We start from the raw sequence: 19,504 nt of genomic DNA, 5'->3' as shown, positions 1-19,504 counted from the left end.
GCTGCTCTGGATTTCCCGTTTTCATAGAGTTCCACCATTTGTTTTTTAAATTCTGAGGTAAAGGTACGTCGTTGGTGTTTTGGCATTGTAGAGATCCGCTCCTTAGGATGATAGGTTTATTCTACAAGCCCTTATTTTTTCTGTCCAACTTAGTGTAGCCGATCCAGTTACCGTGCCAATTAATAAGGATGGGAACCAAGGAGCAAACGTAGGCCATGCATTTATTCCATCTCCAGATAGATATGTATTAATATACGTAGGGGACTTGCCTGGCACTATGCCATCCGTTAATTTAAGCATTCAAAGTCAAACCAACAGCAATGTCCAGTGGTGGAGATCGAATATTAAGGGCAATTCGCTGGTTGTTATTGACACAGGCAGTTACAGCAACCACACTTTCCAAATCAAAACAAGCACGAACGAGGCAAATTCAAGAAGTGCATATTTTGAATGGACTACCTCTAGCACTAATTAAGGTGTTATCCATAATCTCAAAGAAGCACTGCCCCCCGGCAGTGCTTCTTCATGTTAGAAAGCAAACTTTTCTCTTGAGTTCGTTGTTTTTAGTCCTCAAATTCAGCCTGTTCTTCAGGGGACAGCAAGGCTCTTGCCGCGAGCTCTCTTTCCTTGAATTCAGCGCTTTCTTCAGGTGTCAATTTCCTTATTGTAATGGAGGTTCCCGGTGGTATTGAGTCTGGACGCAGCCCATAATCGTCTTCTTCAAACTCGGCCTGTTCTTCAGGAGACAACAAAGCTCTTGCTGCAAGTTCTCTATCTTTAAATTCAGCACTTTCTTCAGGAGTTAATTTTCTTATTGTAATAGAAGTTCCCGGTGGAATGTCGCCTGAATGAGAATTGTCATTACGGCTATCTTTATCCGGAGCTGGTTCTGGGATTAGCCGAAGTTCAGGGCCGAATAGTCCCGGTTTATCTTCCTCTTTAGGTACCATCGTGGTTGATGGAGTTTGGATGGCACTTAATCCGTTGTTAGCCGAAGATTCGACGGGAGCAGTGACGGATGGAGCTTTCGTGCTACTTTTTTTAGGTTTGGGCTCGGTTGCAGGCTCGGGCTCCAGTGTAGGTACGGGTTGAGGTTCTTTGACTTGGACTTCCTCATCCGATTCATTCTCCGCTACAAGTGTAGCAGAAGCTTGACTTGGCTGTGCCTCAGCAGGGTTGGGTTCCTTCTCAATTACCGCACCAGCAGGGGCCGCTTTCGGAATTTGCTCGCTTGGTCGAACCTCAGCCTGACCTTCCTCATATGGAATGACTTCTGGCGAATAGTGAGCAGCCCATACCGCTGCGGATGTGCTAATTGCGGCAACGGAAAATACAGCTGTTATCGTCAGATATAATGTTTTCTTTCTTAGTTTCTTTACATTCAGCATCATCATTAATCTCCTTTTCAATTGTTGGCCATCACCCGATAAGGAGGCGCAAAATCGCACGGGTAAATGCCTTGTTCCCGCCATGACGTTCAAAATCGTCTCCCCGTACCGTTTTCGCTCGGCATGGGACATCTCTCTGACAACTTCTTCATCGCAAGACAGCTCGCTCCAGGTGTGAATATCCTTACGGAGAATGTGTATGAAGGGGTTAAACCAATGCAAGGCTGACGCTCCCAGGGTGAAGGCCTTGACCCATAAATCTTTCCGTTTCAGATGGATCAGCTCATGACGCATGACCATGTCCATATTCACGTTAACGATATTCTCTTTAGGAAGATAGATGGTCGGTTTCCATAACCCGATAAGAACAGGGCTCCGAAGAGCAGAGCTGTAAGCAAGCCGAACGTTGCGCTTCAATCCAAGAGGTTCTTTAATCAAGGAGAGTTGTTCAACTGCCTGGCTGTCTCTCGGAACGGCGGTGCGTGAATGTTCTAGTGTCCTTACAAATTTGCGATAGCAGTACAGCTGCCATGTTGCAAAAACGATCACGCCGGTTGCCCATACGATAATAAGGAATAGAGCTGCTTGAGCTGTAATGGTCTGCCCCGTAATAAGCGGTTCCGGACTGAACCCTGAATAAGTTCCGGATAGCCCTTGTTCCACTGTTGAAGGCTGCCCGCCGATAGCCGGGACGGTAGCTGCCGCGTTGAAAGTCAGCGATACGATCCACTGAATACCTAGGACTACGGGGAATAGAAAAAAGCCTACGGCCATTTTGCTAAGTCCATAACGCCATTTGGTCGGGAAGGCGCCGGCGGGCAAGAGCCGCAATATAAGAATACAAGCTACGACGACGCTTCCGGCGGCATTCAGCGTAATCAGTAGTTCAAGAATGGTATTCATGGGCTGCACCTACTTTCCGGAAAACCATTGCTTCAGCTCTTTAATATCTTCATCCGAAAGCTTGTCGCCGTCATATAAGGCAGCGATTAGGTTCTTCACCGATCCCTGGTATAATCCGTCCAGTACATGCTGCGTCTCGGCCAGCTTGTAATCTTCCGGTGAGATCAGGGGCGTATACATGTTCGTTCGGCCATGCCTTGTGGCTTCCAGTGCCCCTTTATCCACCAGACGCGACAGGAAGGTAGAGATCGTCTGGGCCTTCCACGCTTTGCCCCGCCCCGCAAAAATCCGCAGCAATTCCGTCGATGTGACAGGAGGCTCACACTCCCAGATCACCTCCATGAGTTCCATTTCCGTATCCGATAGCTTCTGAACTTGGTTCACGGTGAACACCTCACTACAGTCGTTATGCGTCCATAACGAAATGAATTACTACACTATGTAGTGATTATAATTTACTACATGGTGTAGTGGGTGTCAAGGGAGAGGGGATTTAGGACGATTTGTAGTGGGGGAAAGCCAAACCTAACTGGCTCCTGCTGAGTCTGCTTTTACAACGGAATTTATTTACTGAAGCTTTGAGATAGGCGTGAACTGATCTGTCTACAAATGCTATCATTTAGGTAGCTTGATTGAGGAAATGACGGATACCTGAGGAAAGGAGCGATCATATGAGTAATACGAACAAACAAATCGCTTATAAAGCACTAGTCAATCAACGGAAAAAATGCACGATATGTGATCCTGCGCAATGCGAGCTGATAAATCCAGGACTGGTGCAGGACAAGTCCCTTGATACCAATAAAATCGGCCACTGGACAGAGTGGCAAGGCAGTCTGGATGCCAAAATAATGGTTGTTGGACAGGATTGGGGAGATTTCAACACACTGGTTGGACAAAAAGGGAAATCCAACGTAGAAGAAAGTGCGACGAACCGCGCATTGGTTCAATTGTTGAATATCGCTGGTGTGGACATTGACGAGCGTACTGCAAGAAACAGACACGAGGATTTATTTTTTACCAATGCGATATTGTGTATGAAAACAAAAGGCGGTTTAGCAGGTAAAGTGAGAGGATCGTGGTTTCGAAATTGCGTGTCCACATTTCTTAAGCCGCTCATCGAAGACATTATTCAACCTAAAGTTGTAATCACTCTGGGAGAGAAGGCTACCAGGTCCTTATTGCGTGAATATGGGTATAAAGGAATAAAATTCAGAGAATTGGTCGAACGTGATTCACCGATCAAGGTCAGCGGGAATACGGTTGTGTTTCCGGTATTTCATTGCGGCAGTTTAGGACGAAGAAACAGACCATTCGAACAGCAAAAGTTGGACTGGCTGCGAATCAAGCGTTACCTGGAAAGTCCATACGATGATAGAATGTCAATCTAGAAATGAAAGGATTGGTTCATTTTTGCATAGGAGTTGGTCCAGATGTTGGCACTGAAAACGATGATTTCAAGCTTTTTTCAGCATGTACAAGATCATAGAATCGAAGTATACAACGAATTCAGCTTACAGTACGAGTTGGGGATTTACTTACGAGAAAGGCTCCCTCAATATAAAGTTCAGTTTGAGCGTAATGTTTCGTATTTTTCAAGCCAATCCAGCACCATTAAAAAGGAAATCGACATCTCAATATTTACGAAGGATTACACGGAGAAGTATGCAATTGAGCTGAAATGCCCTTTAAAGGGACAGTATCCTGAACAAATGTATTCCTTTGTGAAGGATATAAAATTCATGGAGCAGCTGAAGGCTCTAGGATTCGCTAAGACAGCTTGTGTTGCACTGGTATCCGACAAACCCTTTTACCAAGGGACAAATAATAGAGGCATCTACAAGTTTTTCAGGGAAGAGTATGCGGTTTACGGGAACATCTACAAACCTACGGGTTCCGGCAAAGATGAAGAATCCATTTCGCTATCGGGTAGCTATGCGATTGACTGGAAGGACTTAAATGCTCAAAGTAAATTTTATATTGTAGAAATAGAGTAGGGAGTAGGGGACAAATCTAGGTTTATGAGCTAGGTTAAACATAGAAGACATCTTATATAACCCTCTATTCACTAGAGCCTTTATGCTCTTCAGTTATGATAAAATAAAGATACATAATTAACCATGTAAAGGATGAGAATCTATGCCGGTATACAATAAGCTAGTTCGGGATCTGATTCCCCAAGTCATTGAAGCTACAGGCAAAGAATTTCGCACGCGGATCTTGGATGAGGAAGAGTATAAGAAAGAGTTGATACTAAAGCTGAAGGAAGAGTCGGAGGAATACTTTGCTGCTGAGAGTTCGAAGGAGTCGTTGGAAGAGCTTGCAGATATGCTTGAGGTCATCCGGGCATTGGCGGTTGTGCATGGAGCAACATGGGAAGAGCTTGAAGCCCTGAGAGAGAAGAAGGCGGAAGCTCGAGGCGGATTCCAGAAACGGGTGTATCTAATCGATGTCGACGACAACGCTTAATGTCAAGCTGATTACGGAAAACTTAGCAGATGATCTAATCACCGGGATGCAGAATGCTTCCGGAATCTATATTATGACTTCGTTCATTATGCAGTCAGGAGTACGATTGCTCGCGCCCCATTTGAAAGGTGCAATCGAACGGGGAGCTGAGGTTAAGGTTCTCGCTGGGGATTATTTGTTCGTTACGCAGCCGGAGGGGTTGCAGGCATTACGTGATATTGATCCTCGGCTGGAGGCAAGGCTATGGCGTAGTATGGGAACATCCTTTCATCCCAAAGCCTATTTGTTTGACTACGAAAACGGTGAAGGGCTCCTTATTGTTGGCTCCTCTAACTTCTCCATGTCCGCCATGAGAATGGGGATGGAGTGGAACCTGGCTATGAATGCAAAGGCCGAGCCTTATACGTTCCAAGTGGCATTAGAGAAGTTTATGCAAAACTTTTATCACGATTCTACGCTGCCGCTCAATGACAACACCATTGCTCTGTATGAAGCGGAATATCGGACGTACCATCGCAAAAATCCAGAGCTAATTCGAATGATCACCGAGATGGAGGAGAATGAGTACCGAACCGAAAACGCCAGCGATCCTGTAGAGGATAAGGTTCCGGAAGACGAACAAGCTTCGATTCATCCACGTTTTGCTCAGATTGATGCTCTTGACGCGCTAGAGAGAACGTTAGAAGAAGAATATGACAAGGCCATGGTCGTGATGGCCACCGGACTCGGAAAAACCTATCTTGCGGGCTTTTTCGCTCAGCGTTTTCAACGCGTACTGTTCATTGCGCATCGAGAAGAAATTCTCTATCAAGCCAAACGGTCATTCCAGCGCATCATGCCGGACAAAACTTTCGGTATCTATAATGGTGTAAAAAAAGAAGGGAACGCGGATTGCGTTTTTGCTTCCATCTACACGCTTGGGATGAAGAAGCATCGTGAATCGTTCGCACCGGACGGATTTGATCTTATCGTGGTGGACGAATTCCATCATGCAGCTGCAAACTCATACCAATCGGTTATCCAGTATTTTGAGCCGAAATTTCTACTAGGTATCACAGCTACCCCAGACCGAATGGACGGGAAGGATGTGTATGCGCTTTGTGATGGCAACGTCGCCTACCAAATTCATTTCATTGAAGCCATCCGTCGCGGCTGGTTGTCCCCGTTCCAATACTATGGGGTCTATGACGATACAGATTATTCATCCATCCGATGGCTTGGAACGCATTATGATGACGAGCAGTTGACTGCAGCTCAGTTGAGAGAGTCGCTGGCTGACAAGATCTACGATGCCTGGAGAGAGCATAAGCAAACACGGACGATTGGCTTTTGCTCATCAATCCGACAAGCGGATTTTTTGGCGGGGTATTTTCAAGACAGAGGAGTAGCTGCAGTCAGCCTTCACTCTGGTGCCGTAGGAATTACGAGGGGAGAGGCAATAGACCGTCTGGATAGAGGAGATTTAGAAATCATATTTACGGTGGATTTGTTCAATGAGGGAGTAGATATTCCTAGTGTCGATACGCTGCTCTTTGTCCGACCGACCGAATCCTTAACCGTATTTACACAGCAGGTTGGCCGAGGACTGCGGTTATCAGAGCAAAAGACGCACTGCACAATCATTGACCTCATCGGAAATTATCGTAATGCAGACGTGAAGCTGCGATTATTCGCTAATGACGGTGAAGGAAAGAGAACGGCCAAGGAACCGGTCATCCCGACGGTACCGGATGGATGCGAGCTCCATTTGGAGACGTCTGTTATTAATCTGCTGGACGAATTAAGCCGTAAGAAGCTGCCGCATCGCGAGCGTCTACACCGTTCTTTCCTGGATCTCAAGAATGAGCTTGGTCGAATCCCTACCTATCTGGAGCTTCATCTTCATGGGAGCTCGAACAGCTGGGAATATCGGAATGAATTCGGTTCTTATATCGGCTTTCTCCTCTGGGCCGAGTGCTTAACGAAGGAAGAAGAGGACATCTATTATCGATATGAGGCTTGGATACGCGATGTCGAGAAGACCGTCATGACCAAGAGTTATAAAATGATCGTGCTCCTGTATATGCTCGAGCGTGGGCCTGAGCATTGGGCAGAACCGGTTACTTCTCAGGAGGTAGGGCCATTCTTTCACAGCTATCTAACAGAAAAGGAATACCGGAGGCGAATCGATTTCTCCGATAAGGATTCGAAGCGACTCTGGGAATACAATGAGATCGGCGTTAGCCAGCTCATTGAGCGGATGCCAATGACGAAATGGGGCTCGGCTAAAGGAAGTATGACCCGCTTCGAGGATGGTGTGTTTAGTCTAAGATTCGAACCTGCTCCTGAGCATCTATCCATACTGCACCGGTGGACGAAGGAGATTTGTCTGTATAGGTTGCATCATCATTTCGAGCGAAAAGAGGAAAAGCGGGGAGCTCATCTATGATATGTGGAATGGAGGTTATTACCTACCGAAAAAAGGAGATTTGCCGCTGGATGTTGGCAATCCCCTTTTTTACTATTCTTTATTCTCCTTATTTTTCATTAGTTCGCTTGGTAAGTCAGCATCAAGATTCGACAAACCTTCCAAATAGGATTGTCTGAATTTTTTTGCATTGGAAATTAGAACTTCATCTTGTGTTTTGTCTTGGATAGCAGTTATAAAATTATCATGTACAATTAATTGTACAACATAACCCATGGCCATGGACCGAAATGAAGCGAACATGTTCTTTCAGTTCATCAACAAGCTTTATGGTCAAACATCGATTATTTTAACTTCCAACAAAGGCCCCGAAGATTGGGGCGAACTCTTGGGGAATCAGGCCATTACAACGGCGATCCTTGACCGAATCCTGCACAAAAGCGAGGTGATTCAGCTGAACGGAGACAGCTATCGCTTGAAGTATCGGCAGACGATTTTTCAGAACGCTTAGTGTTCAAAATTAATTAGCAAAAATTGTTCAAAAGGTCTTGACGGTTACAGGCAGATCTACACCTCTAATCCAGGGGGCTGGCCCCCGGCTATTTATCGCGAAAGAATGCTGGCACAAGCCGCTTAGTAATGGGATTTCAGTATGAGGGTGTTTTCAAACTGCACTTTTTTTGACAACTCCAGTGCTTTGCTCTTTCCAAATGATGAGCTCTCAATTGATCGTGGTAACGTGACATTTTCATGTGCCATTCGTGCATCTGGCGAATATAAGTGGCGTGGTCATGGGTATACATAGGCATTGCATAGTGAGTAAAAGTAAAATGGACTTACCCTGTTCCCTGCCTGTTTAATATATTTTTTAGTTCTAAAACAATCCAGACTAATACTGGAATTGCCACAGAGACTGTCGCCGATAACGGGTAAAGCGTTGTAACGTAAAGATCGTCGAAATGGCGATGATTTTCAATGCCTGCAAAGGTGATAACGAACACCGCAATTGTGATTGCCAGATGCACCGCCCACTCTTTTTTAAGTCCTAACCATTGGCGAATTCCGTTATTCAGAACAATCTGGAATGTTGACATCCTTATTACACAACCTAAAACCATGACGGCTATACCATAGACATCAAAACGTTCAATAAATCCGAACTTTACCATTCTAACGACGCTTTGAGCCGCATATTCAAGATTCTTAACTTGTTCCAGACCGAAAATCATTAGAGTACTCGAGATGGTCCCTAGAAACATGAATGTAATGAGTAAAACGAATACGGAGTTGGTAAAAAACAACGATTTCGATTTAGCGTGATCTTTTTTTAACTTCAGCATCAGCAGTATGATAAATTCCCCGAACAAGGCTGTAGTTACTAACATGCCGCTCATCAGAGGCATCAACCCTTGCTCGAATAAAGGAAACAGATTTTGGTGATCTTTTTCCGGTATCGTTGCAATTCCTATTGATACTCCGGTAAAAATAATAATTAACAGTAAAATTTCACTTATGCGCGCTATACTTTCGATTCCTGTATGAACTGCATACAATACCACAAGATAAAAAGCTGCCCCCAAAGCCCAACTAGGTGTTTCCGGCAAAAAAACTACTTGGATAAAATCGAGTAATGCGTAGAGTGTAATCACTAACATATACATAAAATAGACCAGGAATGCCAGTGAAAGAGCTTTTCCCAAAATGGTGCCGAACCCCAGCTCCGACAACTCAACAAGCGTTTTTGACGGGTACAGCTTATGAAGACGAAATAAAATAAAGCCAAATAATAAGCCAATGGGAATTGTACATAAAATGGCCGCCCATGCATCTCTTCCGGACAAGAGAAACATAGTATGCAAAAGTACCATATGGCCCATAACAGGCAAAATCATTGAAAGCAAAAAGACGGACTGTCGGTAGGAAATAAATTGCATATCGTCTCACCTGATTTTATTTTCCAGGGTTATTATTAATTAACCCATTTTTAGGAAGGTGGGTTTTCACACGAACATCCACTTCAATGGAGGGATATATCGTTTCCCAGTGCTGATGATGATTTTTCCAGTACTGTTTATCTTGACGGTTAATGACTCCTGCGAATCCGAAAATATTTGCTTTTAATTCTTTTTGAATTTTTCTTATCGCATGTTCGACTTCTTTTTTAACCGTCTGTGCATAGGATTGTTCAATTGACTTTATTGTCGTATCATTTAGTTCCAATGGCCTGGTTATACTGCCTAGGAATCCCGTCTCATTAATCTCTATAATGATTTTGGGTTTATTATCCATCACCTGACTCCGCATAGACGATTGAGATTTTTTAATCTCTATAGAAAGATAATTCGGCACTTCATCATTCCCGGGTTTATATTGGACCACTTGAAGTCCACCCTGAACTTCACCTACTACTCTTAACATCCCCCTCGTTTCCTTTGAATTTAACTCTCCCACCATTTTGTCGTCTTTAAAAACCGCCGTGCCGAAAATTTCAAAATTTTGCTTTCCATTCCGTATTATTGGAAGATAAGGATCTTCGTATGGTTCCATTAATTTTTGAATAAAATCATGCAATTCCACTTTCGGCGCCTTGGCCAAGCTTTCTTGTTCTTCCAAGGCAAGCTGCATTGCGGCGGCAGGAATGGGATTGATATTGCTTTTCATGTTTAAGAGATCCTTGGCCTTGCCCTTTGTGACAAAAACATTCATGCGAAAACGGGGTTCGTGATCTCGGGCCAAAAAATCAATGCGGGGGCGAACTCCGGTCTTGGCAGCTTCTTCACCTATAATATAGGCATTAATATGGTGCCAGATTTGTTTTTTTCCCCCTTTTATAATTAAATCGCGTACCGCTTCAAAAACGGTAAAGCCAGTAGCACTATTCACAAGTACCGCACCTGATTTGTTCTTTTTCACCTCGCCGGGTTTCACTACCTGAGTCGTGGCCTCAAATTTATTTTCATCTTTTACATCAATGCCGACTGCAGCAACAATTCCAACATCCTTCAATTCAGACCTACCCCAACATCCTGTTAATACAAGTATAGAAATAATAAGAAAGACCCCACCCGAAATTCTCATTTATTTCGCACTCCTTTAATCATTTTCGTAATTTTTCGGAGGATGAGGTCTCTGTCCTTCGGCTTGTCGAATTTCATTTACTGTATTTAAAACTTCGGGACGCCGATTTAGAGCCCACAATGGAGTTCGAATAAATAAGTCCTTCCATCCGCTCCATGTAATCGGAAACAAAGGGGACATATATGGAATGCCGAAGGAACGAAGGGATGCTACGTGAAGCATCAATGCAGCAACGATTAAGATCATACCGTATAGCCCGAATGTTCCCGCAGCGAACAAATATAGAAACCGAAGTATTGCCGCGACATCGGCAAGACCGGTGACCAGAAACCCGGTAATTGCAGAAACAGCAATAACTATTACTGTCGGTGCTCCGACAAGACCTGCATTGACCGCCGCTTCACCGATCACCAAGGCACCCACAATGGAGACAGCCTGTCCGACCGGTCTTGGCATTCGAACTCCTGCTTCTCTAAGCCATTCAAATGTAATGAGCATTAATAACACTTCTATGGCCAAAGGGAACGGCACACCTTCTCTGGATGCAGCAATGCTGATTAATAATTCAGTTGGGAATATCTCCTTATGAAAATCCTGAAATGCCACATATGCACCCGGTGAAAGAGTGGTTACCAAGAAACCGGCCAGTCTGAGCAAGCGGATGATGGTTGCATAATAGGGACGCGAATAATAATCTTCTGAAGACTGAAACGATTCAAACATAAGATGAGGAATGACCAATACCGTGGTACTTCCTTCCACAAATATAGCTACTCTTCCTTCAAGCAACCGTGCGGCAACGACATCCGGTCTTTCAGTATTGGCGACCGTAGGAAATATTGAGAAGGGAACATCTTCGATAAATGCTTCGATATAACCGCTTTCCAATACGGCGTCAATTCGAATACGCTGGAGTCGTTTCTTAACTTCTTCTACAATTCCAGGCGAGACAATGTCATCAATATATGCGATTGCTACTTCAGTTTGTGTAACCTCGCCCACAACCATTTGGGTAATCTGCAGCTTGGGATGATGAATCCGGCGCCGCAGCATGGATGTATTGATACGAAGGGTTTCAACGAACCCTTCCCTTGGTCCGCGCACAGTGGTTTCCGTTACCGGTTCCTCAATGCCTCTGCTTTCCCAGGCCCGCACTCCCAGAACCAAAGCTTCGTTTAACCCATTAATGAATAGAAGTGAATCCCCTTTCATTAACTGCGCGGTACTTTTTTTCATTGAACTTTCTTTTTTTATACTGCTTATGTTAATTACGGTATTCTCAATATGCTTAAGAAGATCAGATTCATTTCCTTCTTGAAGACTAAGACTCATTAGCGGTTTTAGAACATGTTCATTTACCATCGTTTTATCGAACAGACCGTCGACTGCCACAAAAAAAGCTTCTACATCTTGATTTTTACCGATTGAAAAAGATCGAAAAACAATATCGGAGCTTTCTTGATATAGTTTTGTTAAAAAAGAAACATTATCAGATAATGTAGCAGATATGAACTGCTCTTCTATCTCAGGTTGTCTGCGTATTTCTTTTTGATACTTTATTTTACTTTTTATCCATTTAATCAAGGGAATCACCAATAATAATATTCCCTAAAAATGGGTAACTATTCAGGTACCCCTTAAATCCCTGCTGGACTCAGCGGGATTTTGTTTTAAACTCGAACCATGAAGATTCAAGGACGAAACCTTGCTCAAGAAAATATCGAATGGATCAGCGGTCTTATCGCGGATCATCCAGACTGGCATCGAAGCCGCCTTTCCCAGGAAATTTGTATAGCGTGGAACTGGGTGAATGCCAATGGTCAACTCAAAGACATGGCTTGTCGGACCATGCTTCTTAAATTAGAGCGAATGGGACAGATCACGCTCCCGCCACCACGTTCGGTTGGTGTTGGAAATGCGGTCAGACATCTTCGCTCTGTCCCCCATTCCACATATGACATTGTGTGTACGCTGCGCGAATTGACACCTCTGCGTATCGAGGCGGTTCGTGAGAAGGCCATGTCCCGCCTGTTCAAACATCTGCTGGCGGAATACCATTACCTCGGCTTCAGCGGTACCGTCGGCGAGAATATGAAATACCTCGTCTTCGATCGGCAGCAGCGTCCGCTTGCTTGTCTGCTCTTCGGTTCCGCCGCGTAGAAGGTCGCTTACGCGATCAGTGGATCGGCTGGAATGCGGCTGCTCGGCAAGAGGCTCTGCCATTCATCACAAACAACATGAGATTTCTCATTCTGCCATGGGTCCGTGTTCCTCATTTGGCCAGTCACATTCTCGCTGCCATCGCCAAACGCGTTAGCGACGACTGGATGTACAAGTATGGACATCCCATCTATATGCTCGAAACCTTCGTCGATCAAGAGCGGTTTCGCGGCGTCTGTTACCGGGCTGCCAATTGGATTCGCGTCGGACAGACGCAGGGGCGCAGCCGCAACGACACGCAGCGTCTATTCCAAGTCTCGAGTCAAAGATGTGTATCTGTATCCGGTGCTCTCCGATGAAACGCGAAGATATTCTGAAAGTGTATGAAGCTGGTCCCGATGCCGTCGTCAATTTGGTTCAAGGGTTAATTCGGGAATTCACCGCCGAAATCCATGAATTGAAAGAACGAGTCAAAACACTTGAAAACCAATTGAATCAAAATAGCCGCAATTCCGGTAAACCGCCATCATCGGACGGATTCAAGAAACCGAACTTGGACCATATTGAACCGGGGCGGTAGAGAGACCGTGGAATGGATGAACAAAAGTATAAGAATGAGTTTTTACGACAAGGAACGGGAGCTATTAGAAAGGAAAGGCACTAAAGAGACCACTTCTTCTATACAAGTAGATTCGTAACGCTTGTAAGGAACTAAAAAGTCCGGTAGCTCATGATGTATCTTACAACAACCGGTACAGTGTAATCTTCGAAGCGATAACACCTTGACTTCTCCCGTAGCATTCCTACTGATTCTTTTCCGACTCCCCACAACAGGGGCAGGGAACCACTTCCACACACCTAACAAAAAACGCCGGTAATCTTCTCAACCAGCTCATAATTTGATACAATGACCATGTTGAATTTTTGTGTGAGGATGTCTCCAGTGAACCTGCTCGAACAGGTACACGTTTATGGGGGCATCCTTTTCCTTTACTGTGATACGGTCATTATATTCGTCAATCCCTGGACAGGCAATTCAGTCAGCTATTGGGCATTATGATTCAGCGGCAACATTACTATATTTAGTATGTATTGACTATTACAATTTATACATATATTGCACATAATTGAATTTGTTACAAAAAAACATACGTGGAGGTTTTGTTATTGAATAAGATTTTTGGTAAGAAAAAATTGCTTTTAGCATCCACTTATACTACAGTTGCTAGAGCTCAGTTAAGTAATACTGCGGTTACCTACCAAAACAATGCACGCAGCTTGATTACGAATTTTAATAACTGGGATAACTCTGACCCAAGTTGGGGTGTAAGTGTAGTTAGCGGATTTTAAGTAAGTATTGACCTTTGTATCAAATAACAGAAGGAAGGAGAGCATTCTTATGGATAGATCAACATTATGGCGCTCTCTTGCTTTTATCTCCATAGGAATCATGTTATTGATAGATATTATAGGTGTTATTTACATTGTTATGAATAATGATCAGGTCATCAAAGGAACAGTCTATATAATTATATGGACTTCGATAATAATCTTTTGGTTATTTAGATTGCGTTCGTGGATTCGTGAAGGTAGATTTTAGAATTAAAGCATATGGCCCTAGCAGTAACACCAGGACAAGGTGCTGGTCAGATTGACGAGAAAGCCCCTTCTATTTGAAGGAGCTACTGAGAACGTACTTGTGTAAATGGTTAAACTTTCCATTAGGGAGATGATCATTTATGCAAGATGCAAAAGACAAGACATTGAAGGAATTAGCTAAGGATTGCCGGACGGTTGAAGATGTTCATGAGATGCTAAAGAATATGTGTCGCGACACCCTACAGCCAGTTGTTTGAAGCCGAAATAGACAACCATTTAGGCTACATCAAGCACAGTTCTGAAGGCGATCTAACAGGCAACAGTCGGAACGGCTACAGTAAAAAGACCATCAAAACAAAGTTTGGCAACACCGAACTGCAGATACCACGTGATCGAAACAGTGAGTTTGAGCCTCAAGTTATCAAAAAGCACGAAACGACCCTCAATGGCTTAGAGGAGCAGATTATTGGCCTCTACGCGAAAGGCATGTCTACTCGAGACATTGAAGATCATATGCGGGATCTGTACGGCATTGACGTATCGTGTCCTAGCTTCACTTTCTCAATAATGCCTAGAAATCGGTGCATGGTGCGGTTTCTAGGCGTTTTTTACTTTGGGACTCGCACCAAAACGCACTAATTTAGTTATCAACCTTAATATAACGAACTGCTCTATACCCCTATATTTAACACATATAACCTTCTAGATATGTTTTATAAGACCATTTTAATCAAAATCAATGTTTGACAATTTATAGGGAATTGATTAAGTTTGTATGTGGGTGTGTAAAAAAATGGAAAGTCAAATTGTTGAAAATTTCAAAGCAAGATATGAGAAGCTTGGTGATCGGACAAATGAAGAAAACATTAAGATTAGGGTAATAGCAGTAAGTTTCGGGAGAAGCTGAGGAAGATGGATTTGCTGATTCTCGATGAGATGGGATACGTCCCGTTCAGCCAAACGGGCTCAGAACTACTGTTTAACGTGATTGCGGATTGTTATGAACGGCAAAGCGTGATTGTGACGTCTAATCTGGAATTTGGACAATGGACGAGTATTTTGGGGACACGAAATTGACGTCAGCGCTGGTAGACCGGCTTGTACACCACGCTCACATTCTCTCGTTTACCGGGGATAGTTTCCGTCTGAAACAGGCGATGGAACGAATTCCGGGTTGATGATTCTACTGGCAAGTGTCTGTCGGCATTTTTCGCTGCCGAAATTAGCATTTTTCTCTTGCGAAAAACAAGCAGTCTGAAATCGAGCAACATTTAAAACAGGAATTGACCTCCGCGCAGTTCAAGCTCATCCTCGAATGGGAGGAAACGTTGAATTACCGACATACGACATACGATTGAAAAGAAATGGATGTACCGTGCCGGACTGCGGGACGGCATGCAAATGGCGCGGGTCTTTTATGCTCCACGATAAGAGGGCAAAGCCTAATGTCATAGATTCGTGTTCTCTATAAAGCTTGGCAATCGGTGTATGGTGCAGATTTCTAGGCTAGATTCATGCACAACAATTTTGATTTTGATAGTACTATCTATAAGAAGTAAGGTAGTTTATACTAAATTATTCATTGATATCAGTCGATAAATATATCAATTAGTATTTACACCTCGGGTGGTTTTCGTGAAGAATAGCTCATAATATATCAGCATTAAATACATTAAATAGACTTAACAAAAATAATAGATCTATTGGGAATTCTTTAGAAAAACTATCCTCGGGTTTACGCATTAACAGAGCGGCAGATGATGCAGCAGGACTAGCAATATCTGAAAAGATGAGGGCACAAATCAGAGGATTAGAGCAAGCGGAGAGAAATATTCAAGATGGGATATCCTTAATTCAAACAGCAGAAGGTGGATTAACAGAAATAACTGATAATTTGCAACGAGCTAGAGAATTAGCTGTCCAAGCGGTAAATGATACATTAACTGATGAAGATAGATATATGATTCAGAAGGAAATAATGCAGTTAAAACAAGAAATTGATGATATTGCAAATCTCACTCAATTTAATGGGATTAACCTTTTAAATGTTGAAAACAGTAATTTAACGACAGTAAGCTTTTCTACATATGTTGGTGATAATATATCCTCACTAACAAGATCAACTTTGATTGGAAACAGTGAGAACATACATACGGCAAGTGGAATAAATATTATTTCTGGAGTTAATGATGGGTTGACAATCAAGTTTGATGGTACAGCGTACTCCATTAATATATCGCCAGGATTCTACAGCGGTTCTTCTACTGCATTATACAATGATATTAATACCAAGCTGTCTGCTCTAGGCGCACCTGTTACACTATCTGATGTATATAGTGACTGGGATGATACTCATATGAGAACGTTATTAACGAGTACAATTCCAGGTAACCATACGATTGAGGTTGAAGGGACAGCATTTAATGAGATATTTGCAGCAGAACCCCAATTTGGTGGAAATTATGAAGTTTGGGGAAGAGAAGCTGATTTTTCCGTAGGGTATACTGTTGAAGCAGGCATTAATGATACGTTAAACTTTATTGAAAATGGGGTATCTAAAACAATTGTTCTTACTGAAGGCTCGTATAGTAGAGATGAACTGATTGCGGAGTTAAATAATCAATTTGCCAATGTAGGTGCTAGTATTACCGCTTCAATGTCACCTTCAATTGGAGTAAATATGAGTGCTGGACCTGGAAATAAGCATTATATTCTTAAGCTCACACATAACTACAGTAGTTCGGAAAATGCAATTCAATTAGTGTCAGGCAATGCACTTAATCCCTTGTTTTTGCGTTTATCCCAGCTAGGAGATGTATGGACTCCAAAGACAACCAGTTATCTAAAAACGGATATTGATATTATAAGCGGAATAACGGTAAGAGCTGGACAGAATAAGTGGGAGTTTACTGTTGACGAAGGTATTAAAAAGGTAATAACACTATCACCTGGTTCATATACAGCTACGAGTTTAATCAGTGCTTTAAATAATGAATTCAATAATGTAAGTGCAGGTATAATCGCAGTAAACGATAACGGGGTTCTAAAGTTTGAAAGGGAAATGAATGGTAGTAGTTATACAATTTCAAACTTCAGAGTAATTAATGAAACAAGTAGCGTTACGTGGAGAAGTTTACAAATAGGTGCAAACTCAAGCGATACATTTCAAATCCTCTTAACTGATGCGAGAGCAACTGCACTTGATGTGGATAATATTGACATTTCAAACAGCCAAGGCGCAGAATCTGCTATCTCTAAAATAGATAAAGCATTAGAAAAAGTATCATCAGAGCGTGCTAAATTTGGTGCATATCAAAATGCACTAGAACACATTCATAATAATATTTCAAATTATAAAATTAATTTAACGGCATCAGAATCACGAATAAGAGATGTTGATATGGCAAAAGAGATGATGGAGTTTACAAAAAATAATATTCTCGCTCAAGCCTCCCAAGCCATGTTAGCTCAAGCGAATCAGCAGCCTGAAGCCGTATTGCAAATATTAAGTAATAGTTAACTGCTCTCCAATAATATGGAGGGTTTCTTATTTTTTCCTGCATATTGGGCCGGATCCGTTCCTTGCAGCGGCTTTACTTCGTCCGATGTAGCTGCCTTTGGCAGATGGCTTCCAAGTAGGCGGCAGCCAGCTGCGTGTCGGAGAACTGCCTTGTCACGCTTTCCAAATAAGCACGGATACCTTTGGTTCGGTCTCGTCGGTGATTGGTGTTTTGAATGAGTTGCCCTTTCAGAAAGGAACGTTCATGTTCGGCCAGATACTCTCTAGTATCCAAATCATAGATCCGCAGTCTGGTTTCACATGCTTGTACACCGACCTCTTTGGCAGTGCCGTCATATGTGCCAAGCGGAACCGAGTACCGGTTGCCTTCATACCAGATGGTATTGTCCTTTCGCACGGTCCTTGTTATACTCATTTTAGGAGATTTTATTTTTTCTAGGACCGGGCGAAGGATGTTGCTTTTCGATGGCAAACACTTCGGCTGGTATTTTTTTCGTCGTATGGTGAACCAGGGTGTTGCCGGTCCGATCCAGCCAGGACAAACATTCCTCATTGAGCTTATCTACACTGACAAACATCCGATGGCGGGCAAAGTTTTGTTTCACATATTTCACGACATTCTCCACACGCCCTTTGCTTTCGGGATCCTGTTTCCGGCACATGCGAACGTGGAAGCCGCGCTGGCGTACATAGGATGCAAATTCATGGGTCAGGATCAAGTCGCCGTAGTTTTTACTCGCAAGCAGCAAATGACTTGGTCGTACACAATCTTCCGAGTCATTCCGCCATAATAGACAAAGGCAAGTTCGTGCGCGTCGATCACGTCCTTGGTGACAAAGGGACGGTCTTGCCAATGGATGAATTTATACCTGGAGTGGGAGAGAACGAACGTGATGAACCATAACTTCACCGGGATGCCTTGCAAATTTTTTATTTTCACTTCTCCGAAATCCACTTGCATTTGCTCGCCCATTGGTGGACGTAACTTCTGACGGTGCTCGCTCCGATTTTTAAAATCGGCATGGCGCTCTTTCAGCCAGCCAGGATTTGTGTTGCGGACAGATCCGGGTATTCCCGCAGCCACTGCAAGATTTGCTGCTCATAAGGGTCTAACTTTTTTGCACGGGTTTCAAGCTCTATAAGTTCGTTTTCTTCTGGTGTACGGTTCCGACGAATGCGGAAGCGGATCGCGCAGCTTTCGTGGTTCGGACATTCATGAACAAATTTCGTTTGAAATAACGGTGAACGCAGATAGCACGCACCTCGCGACGGCGCTGCAATCGACTTATTTTCCGTTCAAGCAAAGGACGCCTGGCGGCATGTACAGCGATCAAGCAGTTTCCAATCTGATGGGAGATTTATTCAAATAATAGTTGATATTGAATCAATCAACATTCTTTTGGAGCATCCGCTTAACCCTTTTAATGTTGCTAAGAACACTGATAAGTGTCGATTGGTTTTCACATAACCAATATCAAGTAGAGCAACTAAATTCTTGGACGACAACATTTAACAACAAATTGAATGTACTAATTTCAAGGAGTTAGAAATTCTGAAATTTGACCGAAAAAAGCACTGCGAATATCAAATGTATGAAATATTTGGTTCCGATAATGGGTTCTGTGAGTGGAAAGTAAAAGCAAAAGGATTTGTCCTTTACTGGAATGATTTCGTGTCAGACGCTTGGTTTGTTAATTGGAACAAGCCCTACATAAAACATGGATTTGAATACAAAGAGCATATTTTTCAAAGAGCCGGTTGCCTCAAATATAAAGGTAACCGGCTTTTTGCATGAAGGTAGGAAAGTCAAGTGCCGAAGGTGATTGCTCTGGCCAACCAGAAAGGTGGAGTGGGAAAGACCACAACGGCGATCAATTAAGAAATCGGACTGGCTACTGAAGCGTGCATGTCCTGCAGGGCAACGCTCAGTCATTTTATAAAAATTCCCTTATAATTGGTAAGTCAGGAGGACGGGCTTCA

20 protein-coding genes and 4 pseudogenes are annotated in these 19,504 nt (G+C 43.2%); 14 read left to right on the top strand and 10 right to left on the bottom strand.

Going from position 1 to position 19,504, the window contains the following annotated elements; translation table 11 throughout:
- Positions 1–563: 563 nt before the first annotated feature.
- Together BLT35_RS07810 and BLT35_RS07805 are read right to left on the bottom strand one after the other, a co-directional pair.
- Positions 564–2,291, bottom strand: coding sequence for a M56 family metallopeptidase (locus BLT35_RS07810; protein ID WP_074727459.1), 1,728 nt, complete (start codon positions 2,289–2,291; stop codon positions 564–566).
- Between the two features lie 9 nt (positions 2,292–2,300).
- Complete coding sequence (locus BLT35_RS07805; RefSeq protein ID WP_054820277.1) at positions 2,301–2,675, bottom strand: BlaI/MecI/CopY family transcriptional regulator; 375 nt, start codon at positions 2,673–2,675, stop codon at positions 2,301–2,303.
- A 287-nt stretch (positions 2,676–2,962) separates the two neighbouring features.
- Here BLT35_RS07805 and BLT35_RS07800 point away from each other — a divergent pair, with 287 nt between their 5' ends.
- The 4 genes from BLT35_RS07800 (at position 2,963) to BLT35_RS07785 (ending at position 7,188) form a co-directional block, all read left to right on the top strand.
- Entirely contained in the window at positions 2,963–3,682 is a 720-nt protein-coding gene (locus BLT35_RS07800; RefSeq protein ID WP_074727458.1) for a uracil-DNA glycosylase family protein, read from the top strand.
- 42 nt (positions 3,683–3,724) lie between these two features.
- The gene (locus tag BLT35_RS07795) at positions 3,725–4,288 is read left to right on the top strand and encodes a hypothetical protein (RefSeq protein WP_074727457.1); all 564 of its coding nucleotides are present in this window, start codon (positions 3,725–3,727) and stop codon (positions 4,286–4,288) included.
- A 142-nt stretch (positions 4,289–4,430) separates the two neighbouring features.
- Positions 4,431–4,760 (top strand): nucleoside triphosphate pyrophosphohydrolase, encoded by a 330-nt coding sequence (locus BLT35_RS07790; protein WP_054820274.1) that lies wholly within the window; start codon positions 4,431–4,433, stop codon positions 4,758–4,760.
- Positions 4,741–7,188 carry a DEAD/DEAH box helicase family protein gene (locus BLT35_RS07785; RefSeq protein WP_074727456.1) on the top strand — a complete coding sequence of 816 codons (2,448 nt, stop codon included), beginning with the start codon at positions 4,741–4,743 and terminating at the stop codon, positions 7,186–7,188. The genes BLT35_RS07790 and BLT35_RS07785 overlap by 20 nt, the downstream gene beginning before the upstream one ends.
- Before the next feature lie 72 nt (positions 7,189–7,260).
- Here the strand turns inward: BLT35_RS07785 and BLT35_RS26855 are convergent, their stop codons facing one another.
- Positions 7,261–7,449, bottom strand: a complete 189-nt coding sequence (locus BLT35_RS26855; protein ID WP_175471953.1) for a hypothetical protein — start codon at positions 7,447–7,449, stop codon at positions 7,261–7,263.
- On the opposite strand from BLT35_RS26855, the pseudogene BLT35_RS07780 reads away from it, so the two are divergent.
- A pseudogene (locus tag BLT35_RS07780) lies at positions 7,442–7,678 on the top strand (ATP-binding protein); the annotation flags it as partial. The gene BLT35_RS26855 and the pseudogene BLT35_RS07780 sit on opposite strands and share 8 nt — an antisense overlap.
- Positions 7,679–8,003: 325 nt before the next feature.
- Here the strand turns inward: BLT35_RS07780 and BLT35_RS07775 are convergent.
- Genes BLT35_RS07775 through BLT35_RS07765 form a run of 3 tightly spaced genes read right to left on the bottom strand, consistent with a single transcriptional unit; the run spans position 8,004 to position 11,838 of the window.
- Entirely contained in the window at positions 8,004–9,101 is a 1,098-nt protein-coding gene (locus tag BLT35_RS07775; RefSeq protein WP_062410532.1) for a GerAB/ArcD/ProY family transporter, read from the bottom strand.
- Positions 9,102–9,117: 16 nt separating this feature from the next.
- Positions 9,118–10,245, bottom strand: a complete 1,128-nt coding sequence (locus BLT35_RS07770; RefSeq protein WP_074727455.1) for a Ger(x)C family spore germination protein — start codon at positions 10,243–10,245, stop codon at positions 9,118–9,120.
- Between the two features lie 15 nt (positions 10,246–10,260).
- The gene (locus BLT35_RS07765) at positions 10,261–11,838 is read right to left on the bottom strand and encodes a spore germination protein (protein WP_217634705.1); all 1,578 of its coding nucleotides are present in this window, start codon (positions 11,836–11,838) and stop codon (positions 10,261–10,263) included.
- Positions 11,839–11,928: 90 nt separating this feature from the next.
- Between BLT35_RS07765 and BLT35_RS27325 the strand changes: the two genes are divergently transcribed.
- The 3 genes and pseudogenes from BLT35_RS27325 to BLT35_RS07755 all read left to right on the top strand — a co-directional run.
- Entirely contained in the window at positions 11,929–12,405 is a 477-nt protein-coding gene (locus BLT35_RS27325) for a Druantia anti-phage system protein DruA (RefSeq protein WP_217634704.1), read from the top strand.
- Positions 12,378–12,764 carry a Druantia anti-phage system protein DruA gene (locus BLT35_RS27320; protein WP_217634703.1) on the top strand — a complete coding sequence of 129 codons (387 nt, stop codon included), beginning with the start codon at positions 12,378–12,380 and terminating at the stop codon, positions 12,762–12,764. The genes BLT35_RS27325 and BLT35_RS27320 overlap by 28 nt, the downstream gene beginning before the upstream one ends.
- Positions 12,761–12,946, top strand: a pseudogene (locus tag BLT35_RS07755) (DUF6444 domain-containing protein); the annotation flags it as partial. The gene BLT35_RS27320 and the pseudogene BLT35_RS07755, both read left to right, overlap by 4 nt.
- A gap of 81 nt (positions 12,947–13,027) precedes the next feature.
- Here the strand turns inward: BLT35_RS07755 and BLT35_RS27505 are convergent.
- A complete protein-coding gene (locus BLT35_RS27505; RefSeq protein WP_302848190.1) occupies positions 13,028–13,234 on the bottom strand; it encodes a DUF6431 domain-containing protein in 207 nt (68 codons plus the stop codon).
- 338 nt (positions 13,235–13,572) lie between these two features.
- Here BLT35_RS27505 and BLT35_RS26425 point away from each other — a divergent pair, with 338 nt between their 5' ends.
- The 4 genes and pseudogenes from BLT35_RS26425 to BLT35_RS27500 all read left to right on the top strand — a co-directional run bounded on the left by BLT35_RS26425 (position 13,573) and on the right by BLT35_RS27500 (position 17,524).
- The gene (locus BLT35_RS26425; RefSeq protein ID WP_137671250.1) at positions 13,573–13,755 is read left to right on the top strand and encodes a hypothetical protein; all 183 of its coding nucleotides are present in this window, start codon (positions 13,573–13,575) and stop codon (positions 13,753–13,755) included.
- Positions 13,756–14,144: 389 nt separating this feature from the next.
- A pseudogene (locus tag BLT35_RS07745) lies at positions 14,145–14,547 on the top strand (transposase); the annotation flags it as partial.
- A 366-nt stretch (positions 14,548–14,913) separates the two neighbouring features.
- Positions 14,914–15,182, top strand: a pseudogene (locus BLT35_RS07740) (ATP-binding protein); the annotation flags it as partial.
- A gap of 464 nt (positions 15,183–15,646) precedes the next feature.
- A complete protein-coding gene (locus BLT35_RS27500) occupies positions 15,647–17,524 on the top strand; it encodes a flagellin N-terminal helical domain-containing protein (RefSeq protein ID WP_302848189.1) in 1,878 nt (625 codons plus the stop codon).
- 73 nt (positions 17,525–17,597) lie between these two features.
- Here the strand turns inward: BLT35_RS27500 and BLT35_RS07730 are convergent, their stop codons facing one another.
- From BLT35_RS07730 to BLT35_RS07720, 3 genes are read right to left on the bottom strand one after another with little or no spacing between them, the layout of a single operon-like run.
- Positions 17,598–17,939 carry a Mu transposase domain-containing protein gene (locus tag BLT35_RS07730; RefSeq protein ID WP_175471952.1) on the bottom strand — a complete coding sequence of 114 codons (342 nt, stop codon included), beginning with the start codon at positions 17,937–17,939 and terminating at the stop codon, positions 17,598–17,600.
- A gap of 1 nt (position 17,940) precedes the next feature.
- On the bottom strand, positions 17,941–18,273 hold the full coding sequence (locus BLT35_RS26840; protein WP_175471951.1) for a transposase: 333 nt from the start codon (positions 18,271–18,273) through the stop codon (positions 17,941–17,943).
- Complete coding sequence (locus tag BLT35_RS07720) at positions 18,240–18,608, bottom strand: DDE-type integrase/transposase/recombinase (RefSeq protein ID WP_137671252.1); 369 nt, start codon at positions 18,606–18,608, stop codon at positions 18,240–18,242. The genes BLT35_RS26840 and BLT35_RS07720 overlap by 34 nt, the downstream gene beginning before the upstream one ends.
- 157 nt (positions 18,609–18,765) lie before the next feature.
- Between BLT35_RS07720 and BLT35_RS27795 the strand changes: the two genes are divergently transcribed.
- Positions 18,766–18,894 carry a hypothetical protein gene (locus tag BLT35_RS27795; RefSeq protein ID WP_302848188.1) on the top strand — a complete coding sequence of 43 codons (129 nt, stop codon included), beginning with the start codon at positions 18,766–18,768 and terminating at the stop codon, positions 18,892–18,894.
- Positions 18,895–19,334: 440 nt separating this feature from the next.
- Positions 19,335–19,403, top strand: a complete 69-nt coding sequence (locus BLT35_RS07710) for a ParA family protein (protein WP_074727469.1) — start codon at positions 19,335–19,337, stop codon at positions 19,401–19,403.
- Positions 19,404–19,504: the final 101 nt, after the last annotated feature.

The organism is Paenibacillus naphthalenovorans, from assembly GCF_900099895.1.
Classification (GTDB): Bacteria; Bacillota; Bacilli; order Paenibacillales; family NBRC-103111; genus Paenibacillus_G; species Paenibacillus_G naphthalenovorans.
This window is presented reverse-complemented; position numbering and strand designations above follow the sequence as displayed.